The sequence below is a fragment of the Parendozoicomonas sp. 2304DJ65-17 genome, assembly GCF_058148445.1.
In genome coordinates, this window is record NZ_JBYVJV010000007.1 from 125,035 (window position 1) to 151,696 (window position 26,662).

At 47.2% G+C, this 26,662-nt stretch carries 15 protein-coding genes; 6 read left to right on the forward strand and 9 right to left on the reverse strand.

Translation table 11 applies throughout. The annotated features are described in order from the left end of the window. Positions 1–6 precede the first annotated feature (6 nt). Complete coding sequence (locus tag ACY2RR_RS17380; protein WP_490109441.1) at positions 7–2,316, reverse strand: DNA topoisomerase; 2,310 nt, start codon at positions 2,314–2,316, stop codon at positions 7–9. A 230-nt stretch (positions 2,317–2,546) separates the two neighbouring features. On the opposite strand from ACY2RR_RS17380, the gene ACY2RR_RS17385 reads away from it, so the two are divergent. Then, a complete protein-coding gene (locus ACY2RR_RS17385) occupies positions 2,547–4,058 on the forward strand; it encodes a hypothetical protein (protein ID WP_490109442.1) in 1,512 nt (503 codons plus the stop codon). Positions 4,059–4,138: 80 nt separating this feature from the next. Here the strand turns inward: ACY2RR_RS17385 and ACY2RR_RS17390 are convergent, their stop codons facing one another. Then, positions 4,139–4,606 carry an MEKHLA domain-containing protein gene (locus ACY2RR_RS17390; RefSeq protein ID WP_490109443.1) on the reverse strand — a complete coding sequence of 156 codons (468 nt, stop codon included), beginning with the start codon at positions 4,604–4,606 and terminating at the stop codon, positions 4,139–4,141. A gap of 201 nt (positions 4,607–4,807) precedes the next feature. Here ACY2RR_RS17390 and ACY2RR_RS17395 point away from each other — a divergent pair, with 201 nt between their 5' ends. Beyond that, positions 4,808–12,361, forward strand: a complete 7,554-nt coding sequence (locus tag ACY2RR_RS17395; protein ID WP_490109444.1) for a hypothetical protein — start codon at positions 4,808–4,810, stop codon at positions 12,359–12,361. A 16-nt stretch (positions 12,362–12,377) separates the two neighbouring features. Here ACY2RR_RS17395 and ACY2RR_RS17400 read toward each other — a convergent pair whose 3' ends face one another. Next, positions 12,378–12,863: an Lrp/AsnC family transcriptional regulator gene (locus ACY2RR_RS17400; protein WP_490109564.1), complete on the reverse strand. Its 486-nt coding sequence runs from the start codon at positions 12,861–12,863 to the stop codon at positions 12,378–12,380. A gap of 327 nt (positions 12,864–13,190) precedes the next feature. Here ACY2RR_RS17400 and leuA point away from each other — a divergent pair, with 327 nt between their 5' ends. The 4 genes from leuA to ACY2RR_RS17420 all read left to right on the forward strand — a co-directional run bounded on the left by leuA (position 13,191) and on the right by ACY2RR_RS17420 (position 18,120). After that, entirely contained in the window at positions 13,191–14,888 is a 1,698-nt protein-coding gene (leuA, locus tag ACY2RR_RS17405; RefSeq protein WP_490109445.1) for a 2-isopropylmalate synthase, read from the forward strand. Positions 14,889–14,988: 100 nt separating this feature from the next. Further along, positions 14,989–16,335 (forward strand): hypothetical protein, encoded by a 1,347-nt coding sequence (locus ACY2RR_RS17410; RefSeq protein ID WP_490109446.1) that lies wholly within the window; start codon positions 14,989–14,991, stop codon positions 16,333–16,335. A 60-nt stretch (positions 16,336–16,395) separates the two neighbouring features. Next, positions 16,396–17,247, forward strand: coding sequence for an alpha/beta hydrolase (locus ACY2RR_RS17415; protein ID WP_490109447.1), 852 nt, complete (start codon positions 16,396–16,398; stop codon positions 17,245–17,247). 324 nt (positions 17,248–17,571) lie between these two features. Then, a complete protein-coding gene (locus tag ACY2RR_RS17420; protein ID WP_490109448.1) occupies positions 17,572–18,120 on the forward strand; it encodes a hypothetical protein in 549 nt (182 codons plus the stop codon). Here the strand turns inward: ACY2RR_RS17420 and ACY2RR_RS17425 are convergent. The 6 genes from ACY2RR_RS17425 to ACY2RR_RS17450 form a co-directional block, all read right to left on the reverse strand. Beyond that, positions 18,117–19,220: a DUF1513 domain-containing protein gene (locus ACY2RR_RS17425; RefSeq protein WP_490109449.1), complete on the reverse strand. Its 1,104-nt coding sequence runs from the start codon at positions 19,218–19,220 to the stop codon at positions 18,117–18,119. The two genes, ACY2RR_RS17420 and ACY2RR_RS17425, sit on opposite strands and share 4 nt — an antisense overlap. A gap of 34 nt (positions 19,221–19,254) precedes the next feature. Continuing rightward, positions 19,255–20,376: an imelysin family protein gene (locus ACY2RR_RS17430; protein WP_490109450.1), complete on the reverse strand. Its 1,122-nt coding sequence runs from the start codon at positions 20,374–20,376 to the stop codon at positions 19,255–19,257. Positions 20,377–20,472: 96 nt separating this feature from the next. Next, positions 20,473–21,879 (reverse strand): di-heme oxidoreductase family protein, encoded by a 1,407-nt coding sequence (locus ACY2RR_RS17435; protein ID WP_490109451.1) that lies wholly within the window; start codon positions 21,877–21,879, stop codon positions 20,473–20,475. A 7-nt stretch (positions 21,880–21,886) separates the two neighbouring features. Beyond that, entirely contained in the window at positions 21,887–23,212 is a 1,326-nt protein-coding gene (locus ACY2RR_RS17440) for an imelysin family protein (protein ID WP_490109452.1), read from the reverse strand. A 176-nt stretch (positions 23,213–23,388) separates the two neighbouring features. After that, entirely contained in the window at positions 23,389–25,110 is a 1,722-nt protein-coding gene (locus ACY2RR_RS17445) for a choice-of-anchor I family protein (protein ID WP_490109453.1), read from the reverse strand. 172 nt (positions 25,111–25,282) lie between these two features. Next, positions 25,283–26,599, reverse strand: a complete 1,317-nt coding sequence (locus ACY2RR_RS17450; protein WP_490109454.1) for an OprD family outer membrane porin — start codon at positions 26,597–26,599, stop codon at positions 25,283–25,285. Between the last annotated feature and the right edge of the window lie 63 nt (positions 26,600–26,662).

The window sequence follows — 26,662 nt, forward strand, 5'->3', positions numbered from 1 at the left end:
GTTTTGTTAAGCCTCTGTAGCAGCTGGTTGCTGATGGTTATTATTTGGCTTTTGAAGGGCATTTTTGTTTTGGTCTATAAACTGGCTGCAGGCCCTTCCATCCTTTTCAACATTCGGAGGCAGTGGCTGACCAATCTGCCGAGCAATAGCCTTGGCAAAGTTCAGCATTTTCGGCGTAGGTTTGCGAGGGCCTCCACCTTGAGGGCCACGATTCCCCCCTCGTGGAGCACTGCCAGACACTGCGCCATGGCGCTGTTGAAGTTCATGTAAATATTCTTCCAGTCTGTCCAGCTGGCGCCCAACAAATTTATCCCGTTGCTCACAAGCAGTTGTATCTTCGCTACGCAATTCACAGATACGGTTCAGCCAGTCTTCCCATACCGCTGTTGTTTCCACCTGCACCAGCCATGGTGGCAAGTCATCCACCAGCGCCTCACCTTTTGGTGTGCTTTCCAGGCGACCACCTTTTCTTTCTACAAACTCTCTAGCCAGTAGAGTTTCCAGAATGCTGGAACGGGTTGCCGGAGTGCCTATACCGGCACTGTCCCGAAGCAGTTTTCTTAACTGTGGGTCACGAACAAAACGACCAACAGATTTCATTGCCTTGATAAGCGTGCGATCCGTAAACCATGCTGGCGGTCGGGTTGTACGGGTTAATAAACGCACCTCCTGAAGCGGCGCGGGCATATGTTTCTGCACCGGTATTGGCTGAACCAGTGACATTTCATCATGGGACTTCTTTTCCTTCGGGAAAGCCTGCTGCCAGCCGGGATCGAGTACAACATTTAATGTTGTGGTGAAGCGGCTGTGGCTATTCCCCAGCAAATCTTCCGCCGGCACAGCAATAACCAGTTTCTGTTCACGTATCTGGGCGGCAGGCCACATTGCCTGAACATAACGGCGGGCAACAATCTCATAAGCCTGCTGCTCATGACGAGACATCCGATCCAGATGAGCAGCTTTGCGGGTGGGAATTATCCCATAGTGTTCCATCGGCTTGGTGGTGAAACACGAAGGTCTGAACGGTGCGTAACCAGTATCCTGCCCGTTGTGTATATCTCTGGCTCGCCCCGCGGCCATACCCAGAGAAGGAACTCGTGAAAGATGTTCAAGTACAGGATTGCGTTCGTTGGGTTCATACAACGAAACCGGCAACTCCGCATGTTCCGTTCGCGGATAAGTCACCAAACCATCGTTGTATAGTTTTTCGAGAATCTGTTGAGCCTTGGAAGCGGTTAAACCTGCGGCCTTATGCATCTCTGCCTGAAACTCTGCAAGATCACAGGGCATAGGCGGCTGACGTTTTAAATCACGGGTTTTGCTGCCTACAACAATCGCCTGACTGCCTGCAGATACAAGCCTGTCCCGGAAGTTATTCACTTCCTGTTCGCCCACAAACAACGGTGTATCCATAGGTTCTGGCGAGCCTTCTTTAACGATTTTCTTGGAAGGTTCCCACTCCACTCCGGGGGGCATGGATTCAATAATCTCTGCGGTAACCGGAGGATTGTAACGGGCAGAGATAACCTGCTCTGCAAGATTAAACAGACCATCAATTAAAAAATGGTCTTTAGGAACAAAGTTCCGAATCTCCCGGCAGCGCTGCACCACAAGAGAAAGCGTTGGTGTTTGTACACGGCCAACTGAGACAACAGATTCCCGGCCAGAACCCTGCCCCAGATAATTTCCCATTTTTCCATGGCGGGCGTAACAGGTAAGCGCGCGTACAACGAATTGATAAGCCCAGTCTGATCGGGCTCTTGCTTCTGAAGCCCGAAACCAGGATTTCATTTCCTCTCCGCCTTTCAAGCGGTTAAAGGTTTTGCGAACTGCGGCTTTATCCAAACCATCCACCAGCCAGGCATGGCGAACCGACCCGCGAAAACGACAATGTTCTAACAGGTGCCAGGCGATGGCGGTTCCTTCACGATCAGGGTCTGTGCTGACAATCACTTCTCCGGCGCCTTTCAGGTGCTGGCGAATAACTTTCAGGTATTGAGTTGGAGACTTTCCTTTACGGCCTTTCTGGGGCTGAGAGACCCGCAGGTCAAAACTTCTTGGAATAGGCAAAAGTGTGGAAGGGTTACTCCAACTGGCGTCAGGCTTTAACTCCTGTGGTTCCATCAACTCAAGCAAATGGCCGGATGCCCAGACAATGGTCACAGGCTGACCATTCAACTCCCCAACACCGGAGTCTCCCTGAATACGCCAGCCCATAGCTTCTGCGATTTGACGGGCCTGATCCCGCTTTTCAGCCAACACGACAACAGATTTTCCATTTCCCTGCGACTGTTTTCCTGTATTGGTGCTCGCCATAGATTCACTGCGGACACGCCGCCAAAAACCTGTATAAATTAACAGTTCTCTAAATTAATCTATTTTTGCGGATAAGGCCAAATTCTTAGCTTAAAGAGGCCTTTCAGTCTCAACGCATTAACAACTTTTATAAAAATATTGGTTTCAGGTTACGGAGTGTATTTCTACCCTGACCTCTCGCCAAATTTGTCTATGATTATCGCGCCCATTCAACCCGATAAGCATCACCAATGAATAAAACCAGAATATTTATTGCTTCTCTCATGCTTATTTTTGCGAGCAGCCGTTTGTTTGCTCAGGATAAACCTTTTATCCATGTTGCCCCCGCTGGCACTTATATCACTCTTTCCGATTCAACTGTTTTTCTCCCGGAAGTGCATTTTCCAGATTCCGTTGTAAGAACTCTTCTGACTCTGGGAACTGACGCTATTTATAGCCAATTGATTCATCATGTTCTTCATATGACTCTGCATTCGGCAGCCAAAAATCTGGGTATCGGGGCATACAGGTTCTACTCGAAATCTGTCATACCAATGGCATTTATGAGTATCCATATAGTCAGGCAGGCGTCCAGAGCTTATCCGCTCTTTATGCTTCTTCGGGAAAGGTACAGAACCTATACCGAAACTGATACCAGAGGGCGTGTACCTGTTTATATGGATCCAATACTGGATCAATCCGCTTTCGTGGACCTTCTGCTCTACACCTACGATTCCTCCAGAAGAGATGACTACTCTCTTGAAATTACCCCTTTAGCGCAGGTGAACATAGAAGAACTGGAGGGCGAGTGGCAAAAATCGATGGGCAGGTTGATCAACCAGCTTATTGAACAAAAGGCTGACTCAGCACGTATTGTCGTTAAATCTTCAACGGTCGAGGCTGAATGGCATACTCGGAGAAAAGGCTGGTTCACAGAGACTCTTTATCAGGATGTTAATGGTCAATCCCTGATGGAATGCTTGAAAGACAGGCATCAGAAAAAAGATCAGGAAGAGTCTTTTCACTATTCCGCGCTGGAATCAAACAGCCTGAACTGTTTATCGGAAAAAATGATTTCTCCAGACTCGGAGTGCAGCCTCTTATCTGGTATCCAAATTCATAAAGAAGATAATGGCTCGCTTTCTGTTTCTGATAATGCCAGCCTCAATACATTCATGCATTTTACCCAACCGCCAGCATGGCTACCGGGCAATCCGGGTGTACTGGTAGTTAATCAGTTCCAAAACCTTGAATCAGGTAATTACCAAAAAGCATCGACCCAATACCGGGTTCCACGGGATCTGGCTCTGTACGTCAGCATGGCTCTTTATGAAATAGCTCGCCCATATCTAATGGCAAAAACAGAAAAATTCGTAAGGTCTGGTGTTCACAAGATGGCGGGATTCCCCACATTCACAGAAGCTAATATTCCGGTAAATAGTCAGCCTTCGGGAAGCTATTACTTAGAGGCTATTAAGAATCAGGTACGCAAGATCGGACACACAATGAACGACTTCGACCCAAGCTATGACAAAGTGAACACCGATGGTTCATTGCGCTACACCGGAAGATTCGTAGATGAAACAGGTGATGGCTGGGCCAAAAGAGCAGGAAGTTATGGTTTCTCGGACCTTCTCTTCTGGTACAAGGCTCGGATAGATCATAACTATGGGGACCAGACTCAAACCTGGCTCATGGGAGCTGGGAGCCCGGACGCTCAAATGATCTTGCTGGAAAAAGAGATTCACTGGGCAGGGGAATAACATTAAAGTTGTTTTCCAACGTCAGGGGCACAATTACCACCTCACATGTGCCCCTAGCTTCCCAAGACTGATCGACAAGATTAGAGGTACGCCCAGTCTTCAAAAACAATGGCTGCACCTTTAAAGAAACCCTTCTCGTCGAAAACCTCCCAGACTGTACTTTTGATTAACTGAAACCTTCGCCCTGAAGAAGAAAGGCGAATCCCCGGTGGGTTATCAATAAAGCCATGCTTGTTTATGGCAGAAAAGAAAACCTTCCGTTCTTCTTCCGTTATAACATCGTGATGCTGCTGGTTAGGCGTAACAAGCAATGTGTTCCAGTCCAACTCAAATGCATCCATCGCTCTTTGGGTGCCGAAGTTAAAACAACGGTCACCATCCATACCACTTGAGGCAATAGCCAGAGATCCATTGAACATTTTGCGGGCTAATTCTGCAGATGCTCTGCACTTCTCGATTAAATCTCTTCCCGTACTGCGTTTATAACTGCTGGCTAACAGCTCTGCTTGCTGAATATACGATTCTTCCTCGTAGACAGGCTTGTTCATGGCAATTCCCTTCCCTTTTGCACTAACAGTTCCTGTTAGACAAAAAGCCAGAGAGTTATGCAGTGAGTGATTCTGACAATGCTGTTACCTGTCTCCATTCCCGTTTGATGGGGTAACTGCCCTGATAAGAATTTTATTCCACTCAAGTAATCAAAACAGGACGCCTTTTTCAAGAAACTGGATAAACAGAAGGACAGGTGCATGCTTTTCGACCCTAACTCCAAGGCTCCGGCTTCAGGACCCGGGCAAATATCAGATACACAACAACGCCCAGTCAAACGTCCTGCACCTGACGATGCGATAGACGATGCGATAGACGATGCACCTGCACCAAAGAAACAGTGTCCCATTGGAAGCTCCACCATCTCTTATACCATAAAAGGCTCTGAAACTCTCTTTTGCCTGAATGATGAAGGGGAAATAGATACTTCTGCTAGTGAAGGCATACAGTGCACAGCTGCACCAGAGCCTTGCCTGCTGGCACCAGCTCTCGCAGACGACATTGCGCATCTTGCTGAAGATTTGTTTTTCCTTAGAGGACTTCAGGTTCGCTATGAGGATTTAGACCACTCGTTAGAGCTTGATCTGTCACAAAGCCTTGACTGTTCGGGAGGAGAAAGATGTCAGCTCGCCATGGTTCTGGGAGCTATACCCCTGAAAAACAAAGCACCTTTGGCAGAACATAGAAGTGGAGAATATCCAAGCTATCTTCCTGAACGAATCAGAATCGACCTTTCTACCGGTAAGGCCAACTATAACTGCTACAACGAAAAACCAAAGTTCTTCCAACTTCCCGATGAGCCGGTGACAGCTGCAGACAGCTGCCAACCAGTTCATTTAAGAAACCTGAAACGTATCCACACACTTTTACTGCAACGCTCTCTCGGAGAGCTTGTTTATAACTTTAAAATACTGGATCAACTGCAAATGACAGAAGATCCAGAAGAAAAAAAGAAGATTCTCGAAGGCCTGGACACGTTTGACCGATTAACCATAGACGACCCCGACCGCCTTGGTTTTCGATTAAAACTCACTGAAACGGCAGAGGGACTACAGGTATCCCTCACCGAATTAAATGCCGACAAAGCCCTCGACTTCTGGGGAACAAGCGACATTGACACGCTTCTCTGCAGAGTAAAGCCCATACTTGAGCAAATCCTTTCTGCAAACTGCCAGAGCCAACCTCACCATAATGGCCTGCTTCTGCCTGTTTCAACATCCGGTCTGGCACAGAAACTAAGAAGTTCTGCCTCCCAACACACCGGAGTCATATTTCTAAATCGCTATGGAGAAATCCTCAGAGCCCCCTGCACAAATAAATCTTTTTCACCGTGGGGATCACCAGGTGGACATTCAAAGGCTGGACTTTGTCCACTCCTGGGGGCGGTTGTAGAAGCACAGGCGCAATCTTCAATCCTGCCTGCCAACCTTGATTGCTGGACCCCTCTGGAAAACAACCAGCCATCCCCAGAACCTCAGGAATCTCTACTAGCACCTCCTCCACAATTGGAGTGGGAGGAGTTGGAAGTGGTAGAGCATGAGAGATCGCTCTTTGGGGCGCACGTTTATCGAGACAAAAAGACCAATAAACTCTGGTATATCAAATGGCATGGTAACCCTGACATTGCCCGTAACGAGGTTCTCGGCAGCAAACTCTATCGGGCTGCAGGCGTTAACGTGCTCGACTACCATTTGCTCATACTTAACAACACCTGCTGCACGGTAGCACCTTACATTCCCCTCAAAGGAGATCAGCCCGAAACAGCTGCTCACTGGAGTAATCTCTATGATGGTTATGCAGCAGACGCATGGCTGGCAAACTGGAATGTCGCAGCCGGTTCAAACCTTTGTTATTCCGAAGATGGGCAGTGCCTGAGAACAAACTGCAATGGCACACTTAATTACAGAGCCCTTGGGGAGCCAAAAGGGAGTGGGTTTGGCCATAAAGTCACAGAACTGGATATTTTCAGTGATTCAACTGCCAACCCAAACGCCTACACACTGTTTAAAGAAATACCTACCCAAAAAACCCTTGCTGGCGTTCAGAGAATCGCAGCAATCCCTGCGCCCACCATCGCTCAGCTGGTAAAAACCTATGGTCCGAATGAGCCTCACGAGCAAATTCACCTCATCAACAAATTGCTGGCACGCCAAAAATATATAGCTAACCGCTTCCCTGAGGTGAGTTCAGAATCTCGCACTGTTTACATGGTAGAACCAGCTGGGTTTGAAACATGCACAGATATTAAAGATAAAACCCTGCCGGTTCCGAGATTTGATAACCACAAGTGGCAATGGTTCAGTTTTCAGGATATGCGGAAAGGTAAACTGGGAGATCGACCTTTACGCTCGGAATGTACAGACATTTTCTCTTATCTGTCATTTGAACAGGAGCGCATTCAAAAAGCTCTTCAAGCACGCTTCCCTGGCGCATCAGTCGAAATTTCTGGTGCCAGAGCAGACGTATATCCGGATAGCCCTGAGAATGGTATGAGTTCAGTTACAGAAGCGGGTTTTTTTCCGGATGAAACATTTGGTTTGATTCAAATAAAGTCAGCAAACCCGGCACAGGCAAAGGAGTTACAGAGGTGGCTCACCTCTGATCATATAGGCTGTATCCCTTTTAGAAGGGATGACACTGTTTTCAGTATTACGGAAAACCCTTCGCGCGTATATCGCCGCATAGCCAACGGAGGTACACCTTCATCCAGCCTGAAGGTGAAAACACCGCATTGTCGACCACACGGCAAAACTCAACGTTTACCTTATGCTCGTCCAAAAAAAGAACACGCAACAAAGCAACTTTCTCTGCCTGAGGCTTTATCAGAACTCACACATTTGAGCGAGAGATTAGTAGTTGCATCTGTTCACAAGGAACACCGACAGAGTAATTCTCTCCAGGAGCCAAGCCTCTCAACCCTTGTACCTGTTCACACCGACACCAGGAAAAAAGGCTTATATTGCGATAGTCAAAGTGGCCAATGGTTTTACGCCAAGCCCGTTGCCAGCAGAGCAGCAGCCCGTCATGAAATACTTATGGCGGGTTTGGCCAGAAGCTGTGGCATTGCGACACCAGAGCCAAAAATTTTAAGCAATGAAAGGCAAGTCTGGCTGGTAACACCGTGGGTTCCAGAGCTTGAAACAGCTTCTACAAATTCACCGATGTCCAAAGAGCTGAGCAAAAAACAACTTGCCCGAGTATTCCTGACTGCTGCCTGGCTTGGTTGTGATGCACTCTGCCACAAACCAGACCGCATAAAGGCTGATGCTAAAGGTGACATTCACGTTCTCAACTGGGCAGGCAGTGGATATTACCAAAGTGATTACACCCGAAAAAAACAGGATGACAACGGCCATGGCGGCTTCTTTGGTAGCGTTTTTGAACTTGATCCAAAACGAATGCCGATGAACCTGAACAACCCGCACTCACTCAGCATATTCGGTCAACTGCAGCCAGAGGACATAGCTGCAGCAGTGCCTGCGTTTTTGCAGCAGGCTCCAACTCTTGTTAATGAAATGGTTAGAACCCATGGCCCCGATGGAGATAGGGCTAAACGTTATCTTGCATCCACACTGTTTGAGCGCCTTGGCCATATTGCGATGCTCTATCCACAAGAGTTACCTCCTGTGATAGAAGCGGAGCGTTTAGCTGTTGAAGCTTTAGGGCACCACGGCTACCAGCAGGCGGTCAGCTGCCCAAGTATTCAAGACAATCGCATACTCATTTCACATCAGTTTGATATTAATGGCCAGGGTGAAACCCGTGTATCTCTCAAGCTCAGTCCAGAGAAAACAGCCTGGCTTGCAGATACTCTTGGTCTTGATCGTTGCTACGGGGAACTTGATCAACGACTTGAATATTTTGTACCCGACAAATTACAAGCGCCATTAACGCCAGAGCTCAGAAAAGATTTTCAGGAAACTGCACATCAAGTCCGTCAACTCCGCGATGGCATGATACTGGAAATGGCAAATGTTCCTCAGGCTAATGGTGGTCGTTTAGCTCGTAGTAAACACTACGGCGAAGACACTGCATTTGTTCAGCAGTGGGGCCTGGATATTAAAAAGCATAATGACTGCGTCATAGCTCTGGAGCAGCGCGCACAGCAAGAGGATGGCAGCTCAGGCGGAAACCTAGCAACACCTTTGACAGGAGCAGTTCCATCCTGCCTTCCCCCTACTGTCAGCACTACATGGACAGACCTTGTTCCCGAATATGAAATAAAACAAGGACAATGGCATCAAGTCCCGCATAAATGTGATAAAGAATGTCAGGAAGCTCATCAACAACGAGGCAGTGCTATACCAGAAAAGAACTATGTACAACTGAAGGGAAATACATTCTTTCACCAGATTACCCTTCCGGAAAAAGGAAGCCCAAGAGAATCTTTACCTGCCGCACTGCCATTGCCAGATCAACCTATAGTGCTTGGCTTCCATGGTCCGGATTCAAATGCCTGGTCTTTTGAAGGCAATCTGCACCTGACCATAAAAGGCCAGGATATGCAGGCCATTAATAATGCCCTGAACTGGCTTGAAAATATCGGGCTTTCTTGTGCACGGCCAACAACTGAACAGATGCAACAGGATTACGTCCAGAAAGTAGAACAATCACCAGACAGAAGCCTCTACTCTGACTTTAGTGCAGCCCCAGCCTGGACAGATTATACCCGCCGGATAAATGGCCGGATTGTTTATATGCGCCCTCGCGAGATGCTCGTATCAAGAGAGGAACGCAAGAAATTCAGACCGGTACATAATCCGAACTATGGAGACCCGTTCAAACAGATTTGGCCTCATCTTATTGAAGGCAACCTGGCATTGTGTAGTCATGTTGAAAGGACTGACACGGGCACAAAGCCAGGAATCACCAGCTTTTCCAACATCATCAGTGGGGGGGGGAAAGTCGTATATACACATGTAAGGAAGCTGCAAGAAACTTGCATAGAAGACAACCTGGTTTTCAAGGACTGGACAATTGATCGCCTCGATCAGGCTCCTCTCCAAGAGAGTGCCGGGCAGTGCCACCCCTGGTTCACTCGTCATGCAGTACGCACCCAAAATGACATGCTGGCAACAGCCTCTTCCAGTAATCACGTTCAATGTAACTTTGCTGGCTCGTTGAGCTTTCCGGAATGTTTGGAAAGCGTTACCACACCACATCCGGCCACATACGATCTGCTTATGAGACAACTCAGGGAAGCAGGGCTTGACCCCTGGCTGGACGGAAGGCCGCTGGAAACTATGGTCAGTTATCGCATCCCTCTCAGAGACCTGTACAGACAGTTTGAAAACACCTTGGCGAATGGTCTAGAAAACACAAATGCCTTACTTGTAACAAGGTTAGGTGAAAGCCAATTTTACACCCTGCTCACCCATAATCTTAATCTGCACTTAGGTAAACTGGAGAGCCTTCGCGACGTTCATCTCAGCGGATGCCAGCTTAGTCGGCTCCAAATCCAGAACATAGACTTCGCTGGGGCAACCTTAAGCAATGTCATGTTCTTCGATAGCCAGGTCGCAGTTCGTGTTAACGACAGCGAGGACACCGGCGAAGAGCATCGCCCCTCCTATCATTTGAAGGGATGTAATTTGCAAGGATGCAAACTGGAAAATGTAGAGTGGCTTTTTAACAAACCTGAAGATCATGAAGATGATATTGACCACCTTACTACAGAGCTGGAGGAAGCATTCTTAAAGTGTGAGGATTCGGACCAGTGTAATCAGATTATGTACTCACTGATTAAACTCCAGATAAGTGCAAAACGTACTCCCCAAGCACTTCAATTGCTTGCAGAGCATCAGGTTTTATTTACCGAAGAGCAATACAGCGAAATTGTCAGCAGACTTCGTTGGTTAGGCATCAATGAAGAAACCTGCCATACCTTGATATCAAACAGGGAAGCACTTGCACTGGAACTTCTGCTGATGACGCTAAGGACAGCAGATCGTTCTCCCCACACTTTGCAGGCCTGTATGGCACAACTGGAAAACACCGATACGAAATTGCTGCAACAGGCCCTCCCCAAAACACCATCTGGGACACGAGCTTATCAGGTATTGCGTGAGATATTATTAGTTCGCCTGACAGCAAGTGGTGATCCATCTGCGTTCGAAGAGTTTACACTGCTTGATTCAGACCTTGACCCTCTCTGCCATCATTTACAGGATAACTACGCGCCAACATCTCCATCAGCTTTGGCGGGAGCAACAGTCGTAGCCAGAAAGTTGATTGCAGCGAAGCGTTTTTCCCAAGCTCAGGTATTAATCCTCAAATACGCCAAAGACTTCGATGAGCCGCAACTAGTAGAACTCTTAAATCTGCTTTCTCATTACAAAGTGCTCAATGAGGATATTCTGGCTCTGGCTATTCAGAGAGCAGAATTAAGTACGTTAGCGTTATCCGTACTCATCAGATATGCCAACGATAATCCACAGGCACTTGAGATCTGTGAATCTCGCATTTCCACGTTAGATAAAACATCATTGATGAAGGCTATGCCTGCATTCTCTTCTGATTCGTCAGGCTACCAAATGATGTACAAACATCTGCTACGTAAAGTTATAGAAGATGGAGAGGTTGGTGAGTTTGAAGGGTTCAGTCTGAGCCTGAAGGATCTTCATTCGTTAGCTAAAAATTCGCAGGTTAAGTTCAATGCATCCGGAGTAGCCTGTTTGAAAAGTGCGATCCAAAAAAATTGTGGCAATTCTCCTGAGCTGGCAATACGGAACTTTGTTCAATTCACCCCCTATTTACATTCCAACGACTGGGTGAAACTGACTTTGTCCGATATCTGCGAATATGACCTTAATATTCCTTTATCATTACTGCTCTCCAGAGCACCAAGAGCAAGGGTTGTCGAAAAGATTCTGTCCGCAGAAGAATTGAGCGAAGACGATACTCGAGAGTTTTGTGAACTGTTAATGGATTCATTCCCTGCTTCGCCAGAGTTAGTTTCTTCCTGTGCCGCAATCCTGTTAGAAAAAGATTCAGCACACTGCAGAGAAACAGCTCATCGTTTACTTGTAAAATCTCTAGATGATTTCAAAGGCAACCCTGAAGCCTACTGCAAGATTCTGGATTACATCTGCGCATACAAAACAACAGATAACCCTGAACCACTGCTTCGTCATGTTTATGGTGTATTGGGCGCTACAACCTCCTGGGAACATATAGAGAAACTACAAGCTCTGTTGCCTCCTTTAAGGAACTACAGTGAATCCAGCTGCACTTATAAGTTTGCGGAAAAAGTTATTGAGCTTTGGGCGGATAAAACTGAAGCCTATACCCAAATGGCCAAACTGATGTGCAGTCACGTTTCAACTGATCCAAGAATGTTCAGATACAAAGCCAACGATATTTGCATAAAGGGTATTAGCCACTTTGCTGAAGATCGTGCTGCCTTAAGCGCGCTAATGGAAAAAATAATTAGTGAAAAATGCACCCAGGATCCTGGCGGCCTTATAGAAGAACTCCAATGTCACCTGAACGAATCTGAACTGGATGTTTACACACAAACTCTAAGACAGATGTTGCCAATATATGGTTCTAGTCAGCCAGCAGCTGAACAGTTTCAAAACTTCTTCCGGCAGGCGCTGGTTCTCTGCCCAGAGAATAAACAGCTTCAGGAAAGTTACCAATCAGCAGCTCAGAGGTATGGCTTCCCTATTGATCCAAGCCTTCTTCCCAGCAGTGCAGGCGCTATGGCTATGAACTACCTGAAAAAAAGTTTGGGCTGGATGTTTAGCACGTAATCAATCTGAAAAGGTCTCAATGCTTTGATTTTTCCAGATGCTTTAATGGCAGCTCAGTTCTGCTGACTGGAGCACGCAGTACAAAACTGGAGTGAGCCCCGGTTACACCTTCTAAAGGCGTAATCTTGTTGAGCAGGAATTCCTGATAGTACTCCATATCCGGCACCATCACTTTCAGCATGTAATCTGCCGCCTGCCCGGTGATGAGGTGGCATTCCACAACCTCAGGATAATCACGCACATGATTTTCAAAATTGGCAAACCGCTCGGGCGTATGGCGATCCATGCTGATATGTATAAAAGCGGTGAGTTTCAGACCTAAAGCGCCTGGAGTCAGACGGGTGACATGATCCTGAATAATACCGCTCTCTTCCAGTGCTTTAACCCGGCGCAGGCAGGGGGATGGTGACAGCCCGATGCGGTCAGCGAGCTCCTGATTGGTGATACGGGCATTCTTCTGGAGTTCTTCCAAAATTCGCAGATCATATCGATCAAAATTCACACTCATTGCAGCACCAATCACATAATTAGAATTATATTCTGACATTTAAATAATATAGGACAGATTATTGCTAAAAAAGACGTAATTAGCACCACATTAGCAATCATTCACCCCTTTACTTTATCTACTATATACCCGTCGCCAAAAGTGACTCCCCGTAAGACCCGGGAAGAACCTGACCACCACAAGTGCAATGGTTAGATAGCAGCCTTACCAAGGCCGCAAAGGAACAGCCCAAAAAGCTGGAGAGAACACAGAATACTGAGAAGGCTGGTCAAGAATGGCCAGCCTTTCTGCTTTCAGGGGGCAAGACAAAGAGGGGCAACTATGGACAACGCAGAAATACAGGGATCATCCCAAAACACATTTAACCACAACAAATACCGGGCTTTTCCTCCAGTAAAGAAGGCGAATCGCCGCTGGCCCGATAACACCATAGAAACAGCCCCTCTATGGTGCAGTGTTGACCTCCGCGATGGTAACCAGGCTCTGATTGAGCCTATGTCCGTAGAGCAAAAATGTCGTTTATTTCAGCTGCTCGTTGAAATTGGTTTTAAAGAGATCGAAGTTGGCTTCCCTGCTGCATCAGGCCCGGACTTTGATTTTGTTCGCAAGCTGATAGACGAAAAAATGATTCCTGATGATGTCACCATTCAGGTACTGACTCAGGCTCGCGAACACTTAATCACCCGTACCTATGAAGCCTTAAGCGGCTGTCGCCGTGCGGTTGTTCATGTTTATAACTCCACTTCAACCGTTCAGCGTGAGCAGGTTTTCCAGCGCGACCGTGCCGGCATTATCAAAATTGCCGCAGATGGTGCACGTATGGTGGCAGAAGAAGCGAAAAAGCATCCTGACACGGAATGGGTGTTCCAGTACTCACCAGAAAGTTTCACCGGCACAGAACTGGATTTTGCTGTAGATGTTTGCAATGCCGTTTTGAACGTGTGGCAACCCACTCCAGAAAAGCCGGTTATTTTAAACCTGCCTGCCACCGTGGAGATGTCTACTCCCAATATCTTTGCCGACCAGATTGAATGGTTCCTCGACAACATTAATAACCGTGAGTCAGTGATCTGCAGTGTTCACACTCATAACGACCGTGGCTGTGCTGTGGCTGCTGCCGAGTTGGCAGTGATGGCAGGTGCTGACAGAGTAGAAGGCACTCTGTTTGGTAATGGTGAGCGAACCGGCAATATGGACATCATCACCATGGCGATGAATCTTTATAGCCAGGGTGTAGACCCAACTCTGGATTTGTCCCGTTCCGATGATGTGATTCGAGTCTATACCGAAACCACCAGTCTTCCTGTTCATCCCCGGCACCCCTGGTTTGGTGAACTGGTTTATACGGCATTCTCCGGCAGCCACCAGGATGCCATTCGCAAATGCCTGCATCGCCGCAAAGAGAATGAGCCTTGGGAAGTTGCTTATTTGCCTATAGATCCGGCAGATATTGGCCGCGATTATCAGGAAGTTATTCGTATTAACAGCCAGTCCGGCAAGGGCGGTGTTGCCTTTGTTCTGGAGCAGGAGCAGGGATTGCAGACGCCCCGCTGGTTGCAGATTGCTCTTTCCGCAGCTGTACAGGCTGAAGCTGAGAATAATGCAGCGGAAATTTCCGGTGACCAGATCTGGCAGATTTTCCAGAAACGGTTTATGGCTAAGGAAGATGGCTGGAGTATTGGCAACTATCGACTGGAACATTCCAACCAGGAAGATACCGTTGAAGTTGAGCTGCATTGCCAGACTGACACCATCACTATAAATAAGAGTGGCAAAGGTCCTTTGGACGCGTTCTCAAGTGGTTTGGAGAAGCTGGGAATACGCCTCGACATTCTCGATTACAGCGAGCATGCTCTCGACAATGGCTCTGATGCTCGCGCTGTCAGCTATGTGCACGCCAGCATTAATGGCCAACGTTACTGCGGTGTAGGCATAGATCGGGATATTGTTCTTGCCTCCCTGAAAGCCATGCTGGCAGCCGCCAACCAGGCTTTGAAAGCTGACCAGGCTGTCGCCTGATAGCTTTATCCAACCAAATGCAGCCCTGTTACGCAGGGCAGCTTGCCACACTCTCTTCTCTGCACTATTTCTTCTCTTCCCATAGAGAGGCAGTACTTCTGTGCAAAGAATCAGTCATTCATTCTGCTTGTTGCTGGTACTGTTTTGTGCCAGCGGCACTTGTCTGCCAGATCAGTCTGGCAGACGCCTGCATCTGTCTCCGCAAAAGCCACCAGAACATTCTTACCAAAGACCACCACCTCAAAGGCAGCTTCAAAAAGACTGGGCATCTGTTTACCAAGAGCCAAACACTGACTGCAGACACGGCAATCAGTCCCACTTTGCCGACAGAATGCTAAAAAGCCATTTGGCCAACTTCTGGGTATTTCATGAGTTAAATGAAATTGGACGAGTTATTCACTCCACACTTGTCAACGCTTATCCATTTTCATCAGTAACACCCTGGACAGACCAGAGAGACATTCTTACCAGCCATCATGGCAACCTCTACTTAACGTGGCGAAACGCTTTTTCATCCCTCGCTGGCCTGACTGAAGAAGTGAAACATGGGAAAGCTCCCGGGCATCTTATATTTGGCACACGGGCTCTGGAGTCTCATGTGCATCATGAATCTCTGCAGAATGCCCTTTCGGGAATACAAGACAGTCTTAACCAGGATACTGCCGCTCGTACCTTTCTTCTGCATGATGGAATGTTTTCTCAACTAAAGAGTTTTCTGGAAGCGCCACCAGAAGATATGACTGCAGAAATTAAGAAAAAACTTGATGAGAGCCTTGCTGAAATCGCCACCAAAGGCGGGCTGGGAGCAAATGTAGCGGATATAAAACCCACTCTTTATGATGCACTGGAAACTCCAAATCCTGAGAAAATCGCTATACAGAGGTCACCATTTTCAACAGAGAATATTCAACAGGCCTCAAATTCCTTCGAAGACACCAAACAAGTTGTTCATCAAAAGATAAGTAACGAACTGTTCCAGACCAGCTGGAAAAAACATCTATTGCAACATGTAGCAGCAGGGGCAGCTGCCGGAGCAACTTTGGGAGTCATTACTGAAACGGGAAAGAAGATTCTCTATGATCAAAGAGCTCCATGGGAATGGGACCAGTACGATGCCGTAGATATTGTTCAGGCCACAGCTTCAGGTGCACTCTTTGGAGTACTATCATCTGGTGGTGCCTTTGCGTTGAAATACCGCTTCCACTTACCTCTCTGGGCAACCAGTGCAATCAGTGCTTTAGCAGTTCACCTGGTAAGAGAGATGGCCAGCCTGGCATTGGATAACAAATCTGATGCAACGTTTAAGGATATGGTTTTCAGCATTCCAACATCAGCAGGCATCGCTTTCGCAGCAGCTCAGGGGGAAATGATAAGCCCTGTTCCATTTGCCGGTGCCGCTGGAGGAATGCTTGCGGCAAGAATGGTGATTCATTATCTGGGGCTATAGGGTCTGCTGAGGTCATGGTAGACTTTAGTGCAAAGAGACAGATGTAAATTAATAATAAAAATGATCCGACGTATTTCTGCTTTCTGTTTTGTAACAGCCCTACTGGTGTTGGCAGGGTGTGCCACACCTCTTGATCATACAAAGCTTGTTAACCAGATATCCCAGCAGATTGACGCTCGCCCGGAGGTTATTTCCACCACCCATTACGCGCTGCAAACTTTTCAGGTTATGCCCGGTAAAAGCAAAACATTGCGGGTATATATTGAAGGCGATGGTAAAGCCTGGGTTCGTCGCTCACGACCTTCTATGGATCCGACACCGGGAAGTCGTTTAGTTGTTAATTTAATGGCTTCAGACCCGGCAACCGACAAAGCTTATATAGCCCGCCCATGCCAGTTTTATATGAACAGCTTGTGCAATATCAATGTTTGGACTGATCTGCGTTTCAGTGCCGAAGCTGTTGATTCTGTGAATGAGGTTTTAACGGCTTTAAAAGCTCGCGGCAATTACCAGAATATTGAATTAGTAGGATTTTCCGGGGGGGCAACCATTGCGCTGGTTACTGCAACCAAGCGCAGGGATATTACATCTATCCGAACAGTGGCTGGCAATCTGGATCCGGCTTATATCAATAAGATGCACAATGTCTCTTTTATGCCCAAAGCACTCAGCCCGGTAAAATATACCCGTGAGCTGGATGATATTCCCCAGTTGCACTTTTCCGGGGCTGATGATCCTATCGTCCCCCCGATTGTTTACACAGCTTATCGCACCTGGTTTGGAAAACAGGATTGCATCACCGGTAAAACAATTCAGGGAGCTACTCATCACAAAGGCTGGGAAAATATCTGGCAATCGCTGCTAAATGAGCCACTTCCTGTTTGTGTTTCACTACCTCCGCCTCTGAAATAACAGGCAAGCCTGATATTCCTGAACTACCTTTTCTGGCGTGATTGAAAGGGGGACAGTTTAAGGATGCGCTACGTGGGAATAAACGGCGGGGGAAATCTCTCTAGGTTAACAGCTTATCTTTGTTTTACCGGCGCATTCATTCTCAGCATATTTTGCCATTCCGCTTATGGAGAAGGGTTTCGGTTATTTGACAGCAACTGGTCTCAGGTAGCAGTAACGAATACCGAACATGGCTGGCAACATTTGTATTTATGTCATGGCTGCAAAATCACACCGTCCTTAACCATTACCACGTCTCAAGAAACGATTTCTAATGAATCCTTAATGTCGGAGTTCCAACGGTTTTATCGGAATGTTTCTGTAGAATCAGACCCTATTCATGACCACCAGCGATTTCACAGCATTCGCGCCTCAACCCCGGTAATAGAAGGGAATCCCCAGAAAGTCACGTATTTGATAACACGCTTTGCTTCTCCTGATACGGGAAAATGGCATTATGTTCAGGCTCTTATTGAGGCGTCCTCGGAAGAAGATGCGTTTTATACCGAACAGAAGTGGCGTGACCTTTTAACCCATGCACATATCCAGTCGAATACTCTTGACCTATTCGAAGATAGCCACTCAGTCCAGATAGATATTTCCCGCCCAAAAAAATCTCTTATCGGTGATGTGGCTGAGAAACTTGGTGCAAATAAACTCACGGCTAGGAGTGCTCTACTTCCCACAACAGCTATTGTCGTTTTTGGCCTCCGCGTTAGTCTGGGGGCAATGGGTTTCAGAGGATTCTGCGGAAACAATATGGCCACCTGTAAATGTGCAGACGCAGCCCAGAAAGCATTAGGAATCCCTAATATCAGGCCCGGAGCAATTTAAGCGCTGATCATATGGTTATCCCAGCTGATGTTCGGGTACCGCAGACGGGAAGTTTCCCTCACATCATTTCCTTCAAAGGAGTATGTAATTAACTCACCACCACCGTTGCTCACTGTAATTTGATTGATTCCGGTTAATGCTGCACCTGCCACATCCGCAACATGGAAACTGGCAATTTGGCTGCGGGCATTAATATCCCAGAATACCACTCGGTTTCCTCTGGGAGTTGTCGTAACTGCAATCTGACTACCCGGCAAACAAACAACACTGGCGATGTATTGAGATAACTCAAGCCACTGGTCATCGTCAGCTACCATAGGTTGAATAGCCTCACCCCGACGATGGATAGCCACCAAAGGCTGAATATCTGTTTTATCTCCTTGATACTGCATCCCGATAACAACAGTTCCATCGTCAGCAACATCAAGATGGCGAATGCTTAACTGATGGTGCCCAAAACTTCTTTCTTCCAGCAATTCACCAGTATGCCTGTTGATATAACTGAGCTTTGGAGACATAGACTCAAGGTTCAATTTCTTACGAGGCTGATCCGGATGGGTAAGAATGCCTCCGTTTGCCATAACCAGAGTTTCACCATCAGGGTGCAGGCCCAACTCATGGCAGCCAATACCGTGAGAAGGGAATTCATTGACCCTCGTCCAGTTACTGGTTTGGTAAACACCAATAACACCTTCGCCCTTCTGGTAATCGTTTTCTGTTGTATACAGCAAGTTACCATCTGGGCTGAAAACGCCATGTCCGAAAAAGTGTCTGTTGGGCTCTGCTTCAAGAGTGCGGCTTAGAGACTGATTTTCCAGATCAACAATATACATTCGCCGCCCGGGTCTGCGGTCATGACATACAGCTATTCGGCCAGACGGATGCAAACTCAGTGCATGGGCACGGTCAGGAATATTCAAAACACTCTGCTGGACAGTTTCCGGAGAAAATATGCGGATGGAATACTGCCCTTTTCGATCACGAGCCACACTCAACAGTGGAGATGCATTCTGGGAAAGTGAGCAACCAGTGAGCGAACCCGCAGCAATAGCGGCTCCGCTCATTAATAAATGGGAAAGAAACTCTCTACGCGACAACATACTGCTTTAACCGAACGTTCTAACCGGACTTTGATTAATCACCATCATTGGAATTAAAACCAAGAGGGATACCCAGTTTATCCGGCACTTTACTACCAAAGAGGTTTTTCAGACTGGTGAGACTATCAATAAGCTGGGCTACCTTTTCCCGTTTATCGCTGTCTTGAACAGCATCAGCAAGAGTGGTGTTTTTCAGGGCTTCGCTATTCACAATGTTTTCAGCATTCTGAAATGCAGCTTTTACTTCATCTGCGATTGCTCGACCTTCGTCATCAACGCCAGTAAGTCGGTCATCCAACCCGTACCCTTCTCCGGCAGAATACAATTGGTAAGAAGATGACAGCGTCGTTCTCAAATGATTCAGTGACGTCTGGCTTCTCCAGGATTCCGCCAGGTAAGAATTACCGCTTTGAGCATCATCCTTGCCATAAGGCATTTTCAGTTTGCGGATAGATGTTTCCATAGAGGCATAAAGGCTATTCACCAGCAAACCGCTGACCTGATACAGCTCTTCAGAACCTTCATAGCCCTGCTGGGCCATGGTTTTTAACTCTTCAGGGTAACGCTGCTCACCTTCCTGCCAGCCACGACTGAGACGTTTAGCATTGCGTTGCATATCACCAATAACTGCCAGCAGATACTGACAACGCACTGGCTCGCCAGCTAGTGAGGACGCTTCGGAATCAAACACCAGATACTCAACACCACCTAACCCACGAGCAACAACACTGGCTTTGGCGATATTGGCATCGGTCCACTCTTTCTCACCTTTGTTCGCCTTATCCACCGCTGATTCGATTTTTTTACGAATCAGGTTTTTACGATCTGGCCAGAACTGAAATTTCCAGGCCATGCTGCCGAGAGTTACAGGTCCAAAGTTAACAATGCTTGCTGCCTGCCAGCTTCCCATAGCCGTTTTCCAGCTTTCCTGGACGTTTACTAAACCGTCAGAAGAAGGGGCTTTACAAAAATTTTCAGCACTTTCATTTAACAGACCAAGGTCTTGCGACAGGCTGTCATAGAGAGGTTTCACGACATTCGCCGTACTTAGTGCCAGTTTAACCTCAGGCTCCTGCTCTGCAGGCTGGCAACCTGCCAGCACAAACACCGTTGCAAAAGTTGCGATAATTTTTCTTGGAAAGGTACAACGAATCATTATTTGTGTCTTATCGATTGTTCTTTACCGTGAAAGTGCCCATGTATTTCATACTTTGGAGTGGACACTTTCGGCTCATGGCTGTCTAAGCACAACTTACAGGGATTCAAGGAACTGAATCAAAGCCTTTCTGTCATTGGGAGCCATAGCTACAACTTTTTCTCTGGAAATCTGTGCCTCACCGCCATGCCAGAGTACAGCTTCAAGCAACGTTCGGGCTCTGCCATCGTGAAGAAAGGTGGCTTCTTTACTCACAGTCTGTGCCAAGCCTATTCCCCAAAGTGGAGGTGTGCGCCATTCCTGTCCATTAGCCAAAAACTCAGGACGATTATCCGCCAGCTCTTCTCCCATATCATGAAGAAGAAGATCGGTATAAGGCCAGATTTTCTGATCAGACAGCTGCTTGGTTGCAGCCTGCTTAACGGTTTTATAAGACGGTGTATGACAGGAAGCACAACCAGTTTCAGCAAACAGCTGTTTACCCTTCAAAACTTCCGGATTATCAACACTACGACGGGCAGGAACAGCCAGATGCTGGGTATAAAACGTCACATCATCAAGAATGTTATCCGGCACTTCAAACTCACCACCATCAAGAGCTCTTAAACATTTCTGCTGAGCTTCGGTGCAATCATCACGGAAAAATGTGGAGGTAATACCCATATCACCGGCGAAGGCGCCTGCATTTTGTTGCTGCAAAGATGGCTGGCCTGCTTTCCAGCCAAAGCGACCAAGAGCCTGTTTATTACTCTTTTGGTCTTTTACCCAGTTAGCCCGACCAGAGATTCCATCCTGGTTGCTATCATCAGCATCAACCTGAGCAAGGATATTTTCCTCAGAGATAGCTTCGAGTAATCCAAGGCCAATCATGGGAGGAGCCACTCGGGGAGACATTTCCATATCTGGTGAAAACTCTCCATAGCCTGGGTTCACAATCCGGAAAACCGGCTTACGTAATTCTGCAGTTTCACCTCCAGCAAGAGCGACTGTTTGCAGTGTATATTCAACAGTCACCTTACCTTCCGGAGTAATTCCAGGATTAGCAAAGTCCTGCAACTGCCCGCCGTAAACAGGGTCTGGCAACCCACCTTCTTTACGAATCTGTTCCCAGTCCGCTTCTGTTTGTGCTGGTCGGCTTAATCGAATTAACAGCGAAACAGCATGGGGAGAATCTGGCATAGGTGCATGACCACGACCATCTTTGATATGGCAGTTCTGGCAACCATTGGTGTTCATCAATGGGCCAAGGCCATCTCTTGCAGTTGTTGTCGCCGGAGCTGTTACCCAGGGAGCTTTGAAAAAACTGTTACCAACTTTGAAATCAAGCTGTTCGGAAAAGCCAAGATTGGCGGCAGGAAGTGAATAAGCATTACGACTCTGGTCATACACAGTTGTGCCGCCGCCAGATAAAGCTTCGCCGGGCTCAGGGCCCGGCGGTACAGATGTATCACTACAGCCAGCCAGCGCTACTGCGCCAGCCAACAAGATCACTTTTTTGTTCATGTATTTTTTAGTTAAAAGTATGATCAGCAGTATCCGGGCTCAGGTTATCAATCCCTACCGCACGCGCCAGCTCTTCAATGCCAGAAGTTTCTGCAACCAAAGCGTTAATAGCGTTTTTAACGATCAGGTTACCCTGCTCATTGTCAGCTGCAATCATCTGGTCGAAGGCTACGCCGTTATTGGCAGAGTCAACCATGGCCTGAAGAGCTTTTTCACTGTTACCAAACAGAGTGTCAATCTTCAGTGCAGCTTCAGCATCCTGAGCAGCCAGCATATCCTTCAGGGAAGGACCGGAAATCACTTCACCACTGGACAGGGCAAAAGAACCTGTGAACACGTTCTGAATGCCTTTAGCGTTGTAGTAATGGGAGTTGTGAGTGTTATCACTGAAGCAGTCATGTTCGTCTTCTGTAGAACCGGCTTCCAGAGCAACCTTCATACGCTCGCCCGCCAGTTCACCCAGTGCAAGGCTGCCCATACCGAAAAGCATACGACGTAGAGCTTCTTTTTCTTCCAGCGCAGTGAACTCGACACGATAGTTGTCAGCAACACCTTCTTTCCACTGATCAACCATGTAAGTCAGGTCGTTAACCAGCAGGTCTGCAGCCGTCAGCAGATATTCACCACGACGCTCACAGTTACCGTTTGTGCATGCCTCACCTTTCGCGTAGTCAGAAGCTGCACGCTGACCTGCACCAGGATTAGTACCATTCAAATCCTGCCCCCACAGCAGAAACTCGATGGCATGGTAACCAGTGGCAACATTAGCTTCGCTGCCTGCCAGTTCATTCAGGCTGGCCAGCAAGTCTGGAGTCAAGGTATTCAGATCAAGTGTTTCGCTACCCAGCTGCAGAGAGGAGTTAGCAATAATATTGGCTTTAGCACCTTCGTTGCCCAGCTCGCTGTCGTAGCTGCTGGCGTCAACATAGTCGATCAGACCTTCGTCCAACGGCCATGCATTCAGCTGACCTTCCCAGTCATCAACAACCGGGTTACCGAAACGGAAAACTTCACTCTGCTGATAAGGAACACGGGCTGCCAGCCAGGATTCTTTAGCCGCTGCCAGATTTTCTTCAGTGGGATTTTCAACCAGAGCTTTCAGAGCAGCACGCAAAGTCTCAGCCGTCTTCAGAGAGTCTGCAAAAGTTGCATGAGCGACATCGGCATAATGGTTAATAACGGAGGATGCGGCGATAGCAGAAGATGCCTGTGCAACAGTAGCTTCTGTTGGCTGGGTCTGTTCAGTTGCAGCCTGAGTATTGTCATCCTGACTACAGCCAGCAATAAAACCTGCAGCAGCAACAGCGATCAGCGTTTTGCGAAAGCCTCCCATAAATCCCCCGAATAAAATGCAATTGTTGTGTGATGTTGTATTTAGATTCGGCGAATTATAATGAGAATGATTTTCATTACAACAAATAACTACCAATATCCCTATTTTTTATAAGGTTAAAAAATTAACAAACGACAGAAGCATTTATTCTGCTTCCGCCGCTTGTTATTCAAGCGTTAATCAACTTCGTAAACGGTTGTTGTTCCTGAAACTTCATGGCCAACAATCAGCAGAGCTTTACCAGTTGGACTCTCTGAGGCATTAACAAACGCCATACCTTCAGGAGACAAATCCCCTGCATTCGCCGTATCTTTTTTCGCATCAATATTAAAGTCACGGTTATTGATATAGCGAACATACTCAGGCTGTGATGGGTTGCTTATGTCGTACATAAAGATGCCGCCCGTACGCTCCAGCCCGATGAAAGCATACGTTGTTCCACGAACCTCACCTACGGCTACAGCTTCAGGCTCTGGGCCTTTATCATCACTGCGGCTGTCACCTTTGGTTTTATCATCATTGTTATTGAAGTTATCGCCCAATAACTCTGCAGTTATGCGCTCAAAGTCTGATCCAGAATCAAAGACCAGGTTGCCGCTCTCATCCCAGATAGAAAACGAGCGGCCACCATAGGAATACAACTCTTCGTAATCACCATTACCATTCAGGTCGCCCATGGTTGTGGTAACTTTCAAACGGCCAAGTTTTTTCTTGTCCGCCGCATCTTCAGCATGAGGGTGAGCTGCACTAATGGCCAGCTTGCCTGCACGCTTTTCTTCGGTAAAACCAAGGCAGCCGTCTTCATCATCAAACTTTAAACCACCAGTAGCCAAACACTCAGATTCACCAGAAGCCTTGTACCAGTAATCTCTCGCATCACCTTCGTTGGCTGAAACGATAAAGGTTTTTCCATCCTTTTCAAAAGAAGTGATGGTGTCTGGCTGGTACATGCCATAAACACCAGACCATGGCTGAATGTTAATGGCTTTGTCTTTATTGCTGGCATCAATAGGGGACCGGCCATAGTCCTTAAACCCAAGGGGCTTAATGGCATCAATCCTGGCCTCTGCAATATCAACTATTGCCAGCGCATTATTTTCCTGAAGAGAAACCCAGGCTTTGCTGGAATCTGAAGAAACGGTGATGTATTCAGGCTCAAGATCCTGAGCAACGGAAGCATTACGACCGAAGATCCGCACATCAGCAGACAGTTCAGAGGCGCGACTGCCACCAGCATTAAAGTCGGTAAATCCAGCAGTTTTTACCACGACTGCTTTTCCTTCAGAGATTGTAATGACACTGACAGAACCTTCCGGATCATTTTTATAATCAGAGGATGGTTCGCCTTCGTTGGCAACCAGAGCAAAACGGCCATCGGGTGTTAAGGTCACCATATCTGGCAGTGAGCCAACAGTGACATAATCACTGAAGCGCGCATTGCCCTGTTCATCCAGCTTATACAATGCAACAACACCCGGCGCCTGCTTGTTGGCATTTTCAACAGCAACAGCCAGCAGATTGTCTTTCACAGACACGCTATTGGCAGCACCAAGCTTTACGTAAGGAATATCTTTCTGAAGATCCAGGGAGTTCTTTCTGGAGATATTGGAATCGTGGAGAGAGTTAGCAAGAGGCAGGCTTTTTAAGCCGGATGCATCAAGTATGTCGACTGTTCCGGAAGCAGAGTTCACAACAAAAACAGATTGGCTGCTGGCGTGCCAGGCAACAATTTCTGCAGCACCTTTATGATATTGCCCGGAAGCATAACGGCCGATTGGTTTTAAATCTGCGGGGGAAGATTTTTCTGTAACCTGTTGATGTTCACTGCAACCTGCTACTAGCAATGTAAGAGCAAGCGCACCACCGGTAACTAACTTTTTACCAAGCTGCTGTTTCATGGGGTTCCTGGTAATTCTGATTATGACAGCAGTCTTTTTATAAAGATTTCGTGAATATTTTATGACAGGCAAAAAAAAGCCATCTGAACTTTACAGTTCAGATGGCTATTTTTGTTTTTATTCTTCAGAACATTTCTTGATTCTTATATAACCCTCCCCTCTCTGGAGTTGGTTAGAATACAGAAACAGAGTATGTCAGGTAGAAACGGTTAACGTTTTCGTCATACAGGGAAGAAGGAACCTTGCTGCGGCTACCTTCTGCAGAACCTTCGGCACGGTACATAACAGACAGCCACTTCAGAGACAGACCTTCCAGCTGACCGTCAAAGTTGTAGGAAATTACACTGCCGTACTCGTAACGATCGAAGTCTTTCACGTCCTTCGCATCTTTACCCTTGGCGTACCATACATCCCAGTTAAGACCTGCCAAACCTTGATCTTCAAAGTTATGACCTGCAGTCAGGATATAACCTTTTTCATCTTCCAGGGCGTACATTTCCCACTGGTCAAGACTGGAGTTAAAGCTACCGTTGTCGTCATCAAACAGAGTGTTGTCGTAGTCGCCATCGGTGGTCTTGTTGAAACCAAAACCTACGTAAGAGTTATTGAAGTTCAGAGTAGCGTTCAGGTTGTAGTACTTGGACTCAAAACCTTTATTCGCAACAAAGACATCATCGGTAGCATCGTTGTTGTCGGTGTCTTCCATGCTGCCGTACAGTTCGCCATCTTCTTCAACTTTGCCGAAGCGGGCGTCCAGGTCGAGGGACATGCCATCCTGCAGCTGTACGGTGTAGTAAGTTTTGTAGAACTCTTTCTTCAGGAAGTCTTTGGACTTCGCCAGCTCAGCAGTAAAGCCTAAGCCGTTTTCGAGCTCATAGTTAGCACCGTAAATTTTAACGTTATCGATCTTCTTACCAGCAGCGTTGCTCAGATCATCGTTAAAGTTAGATTCGTTACGATTGTGGTGAGCATCGATGTAGGAACCGTAAACGTTCAGGTTCTGGAAACGGGCGCTCAGGTCATAGCCGTAGGAGCTGGCATTCAGGAGACGGGAACCAGAGTCACCGTAGGTTTCATAACCACGCTTCTTCTGACCCAGGCTGCCATTGAAATCGATACCAGCCAAGCTGTACTTACCCTTCAGGTAAGCTTGGTTGAAAGCTGCAATGCTGTTTCCGGATACGTTACTTGGACCTTCGGACTCGCTCTTGATATCAGCAGCAACACCAGCAGAAACAACTGCACCAACCATGTCGTTAATGTAGCCAGTGTCAAAATCTACGATCAGAGCATGTGCCCATTCATCGCGCTCGTAGCCGTCTGCCTGCTCTTTACGGGCAACTGCAGACTTGGAAGACTTGTTGTCTTCATCCCAGTAGTAGTTCTTGTAAGTGATATCCAGACTAGGATCGACAGTAACGATTTCTGCGGCCTGAGCGGAGGCTGCAGTTGCGGAAGCAACGGCAATAGCGAGCGCCAGTTTCTTCATTGTTGGCTCCAGATGTGTGTAGTGTGTGCTGCACTTAAATCCGCACTAACAGCAGAAAAATCA

What these genes read in the sequence shown, in the direction of transcription:
- ACY2RR_RS17380 (WP_490109441.1), bottom strand. Translation starts at nt 2,316, where the DNA reads ATGGCGAGCACCAATACAGGAAAACAGTCGCAGGGAAATGGAAAATCT.
- ACY2RR_RS17385 (WP_490109442.1), top strand. Translation starts at nt 2,547, where the DNA reads ATGAATAAAACCAGAATATTTATTGCTTCTCTCATGCTTATTTTTGCG.
- ACY2RR_RS17390 (WP_490109443.1), bottom strand. Translation starts at nt 4,606, where the DNA reads ATGAACAAGCCTGTCTACGAGGAAGAATCGTATATTCAGCAAGCAGAG.
- ACY2RR_RS17395 (WP_490109444.1), top strand. Translation starts at nt 4,808, where the DNA reads ATGCTTTTCGACCCTAACTCCAAGGCTCCGGCTTCAGGACCCGGGCAA.
- leuA (WP_490109445.1), top strand. Translation starts at nt 13,191, where the DNA reads ATGGACAACGCAGAAATACAGGGATCATCCCAAAACACATTTAACCAC.
- ACY2RR_RS17415 (WP_490109447.1), top strand. Translation starts at nt 16,396, where the DNA reads ATGATCCGACGTATTTCTGCTTTCTGTTTTGTAACAGCCCTACTGGTG.
- ACY2RR_RS17420 (WP_490109448.1), top strand. Translation starts at nt 17,572, where the DNA reads ATGTCGGAGTTCCAACGGTTTTATCGGAATGTTTCTGTAGAATCAGAC.
- ACY2RR_RS17425 (WP_490109449.1), bottom strand. Translation starts at nt 19,220, where the DNA reads ATGTTGTCGCGTAGAGAGTTTCTTTCCCATTTATTAATGAGCGGAGCC.
- ACY2RR_RS17430 (WP_490109450.1), bottom strand. Translation starts at nt 20,376, where the DNA reads ATGATTCGTTGTACCTTTCCAAGAAAAATTATCGCAACTTTTGCAACG.
- ACY2RR_RS17435 (WP_490109451.1), bottom strand. Translation starts at nt 21,879, where the DNA reads ATGAACAAAAAAGTGATCTTGTTGGCTGGCGCAGTAGCGCTGGCTGGC.
- ACY2RR_RS17440 (WP_490109452.1), bottom strand. Translation starts at nt 23,212, where the DNA reads ATGGGAGGCTTTCGCAAAACGCTGATCGCTGTTGCTGCTGCAGGTTTT.
- ACY2RR_RS17445 (WP_490109453.1), bottom strand. Translation starts at nt 25,110, where the DNA reads ATGAAACAGCAGCTTGGTAAAAAGTTAGTTACCGGTGGTGCGCTTGCT.
- ACY2RR_RS17450 (WP_490109454.1), bottom strand. Translation starts at nt 26,599, where the DNA reads ATGAAGAAACTGGCGCTCGCTATTGCCGTTGCTTCCGCAACTGCAGCC.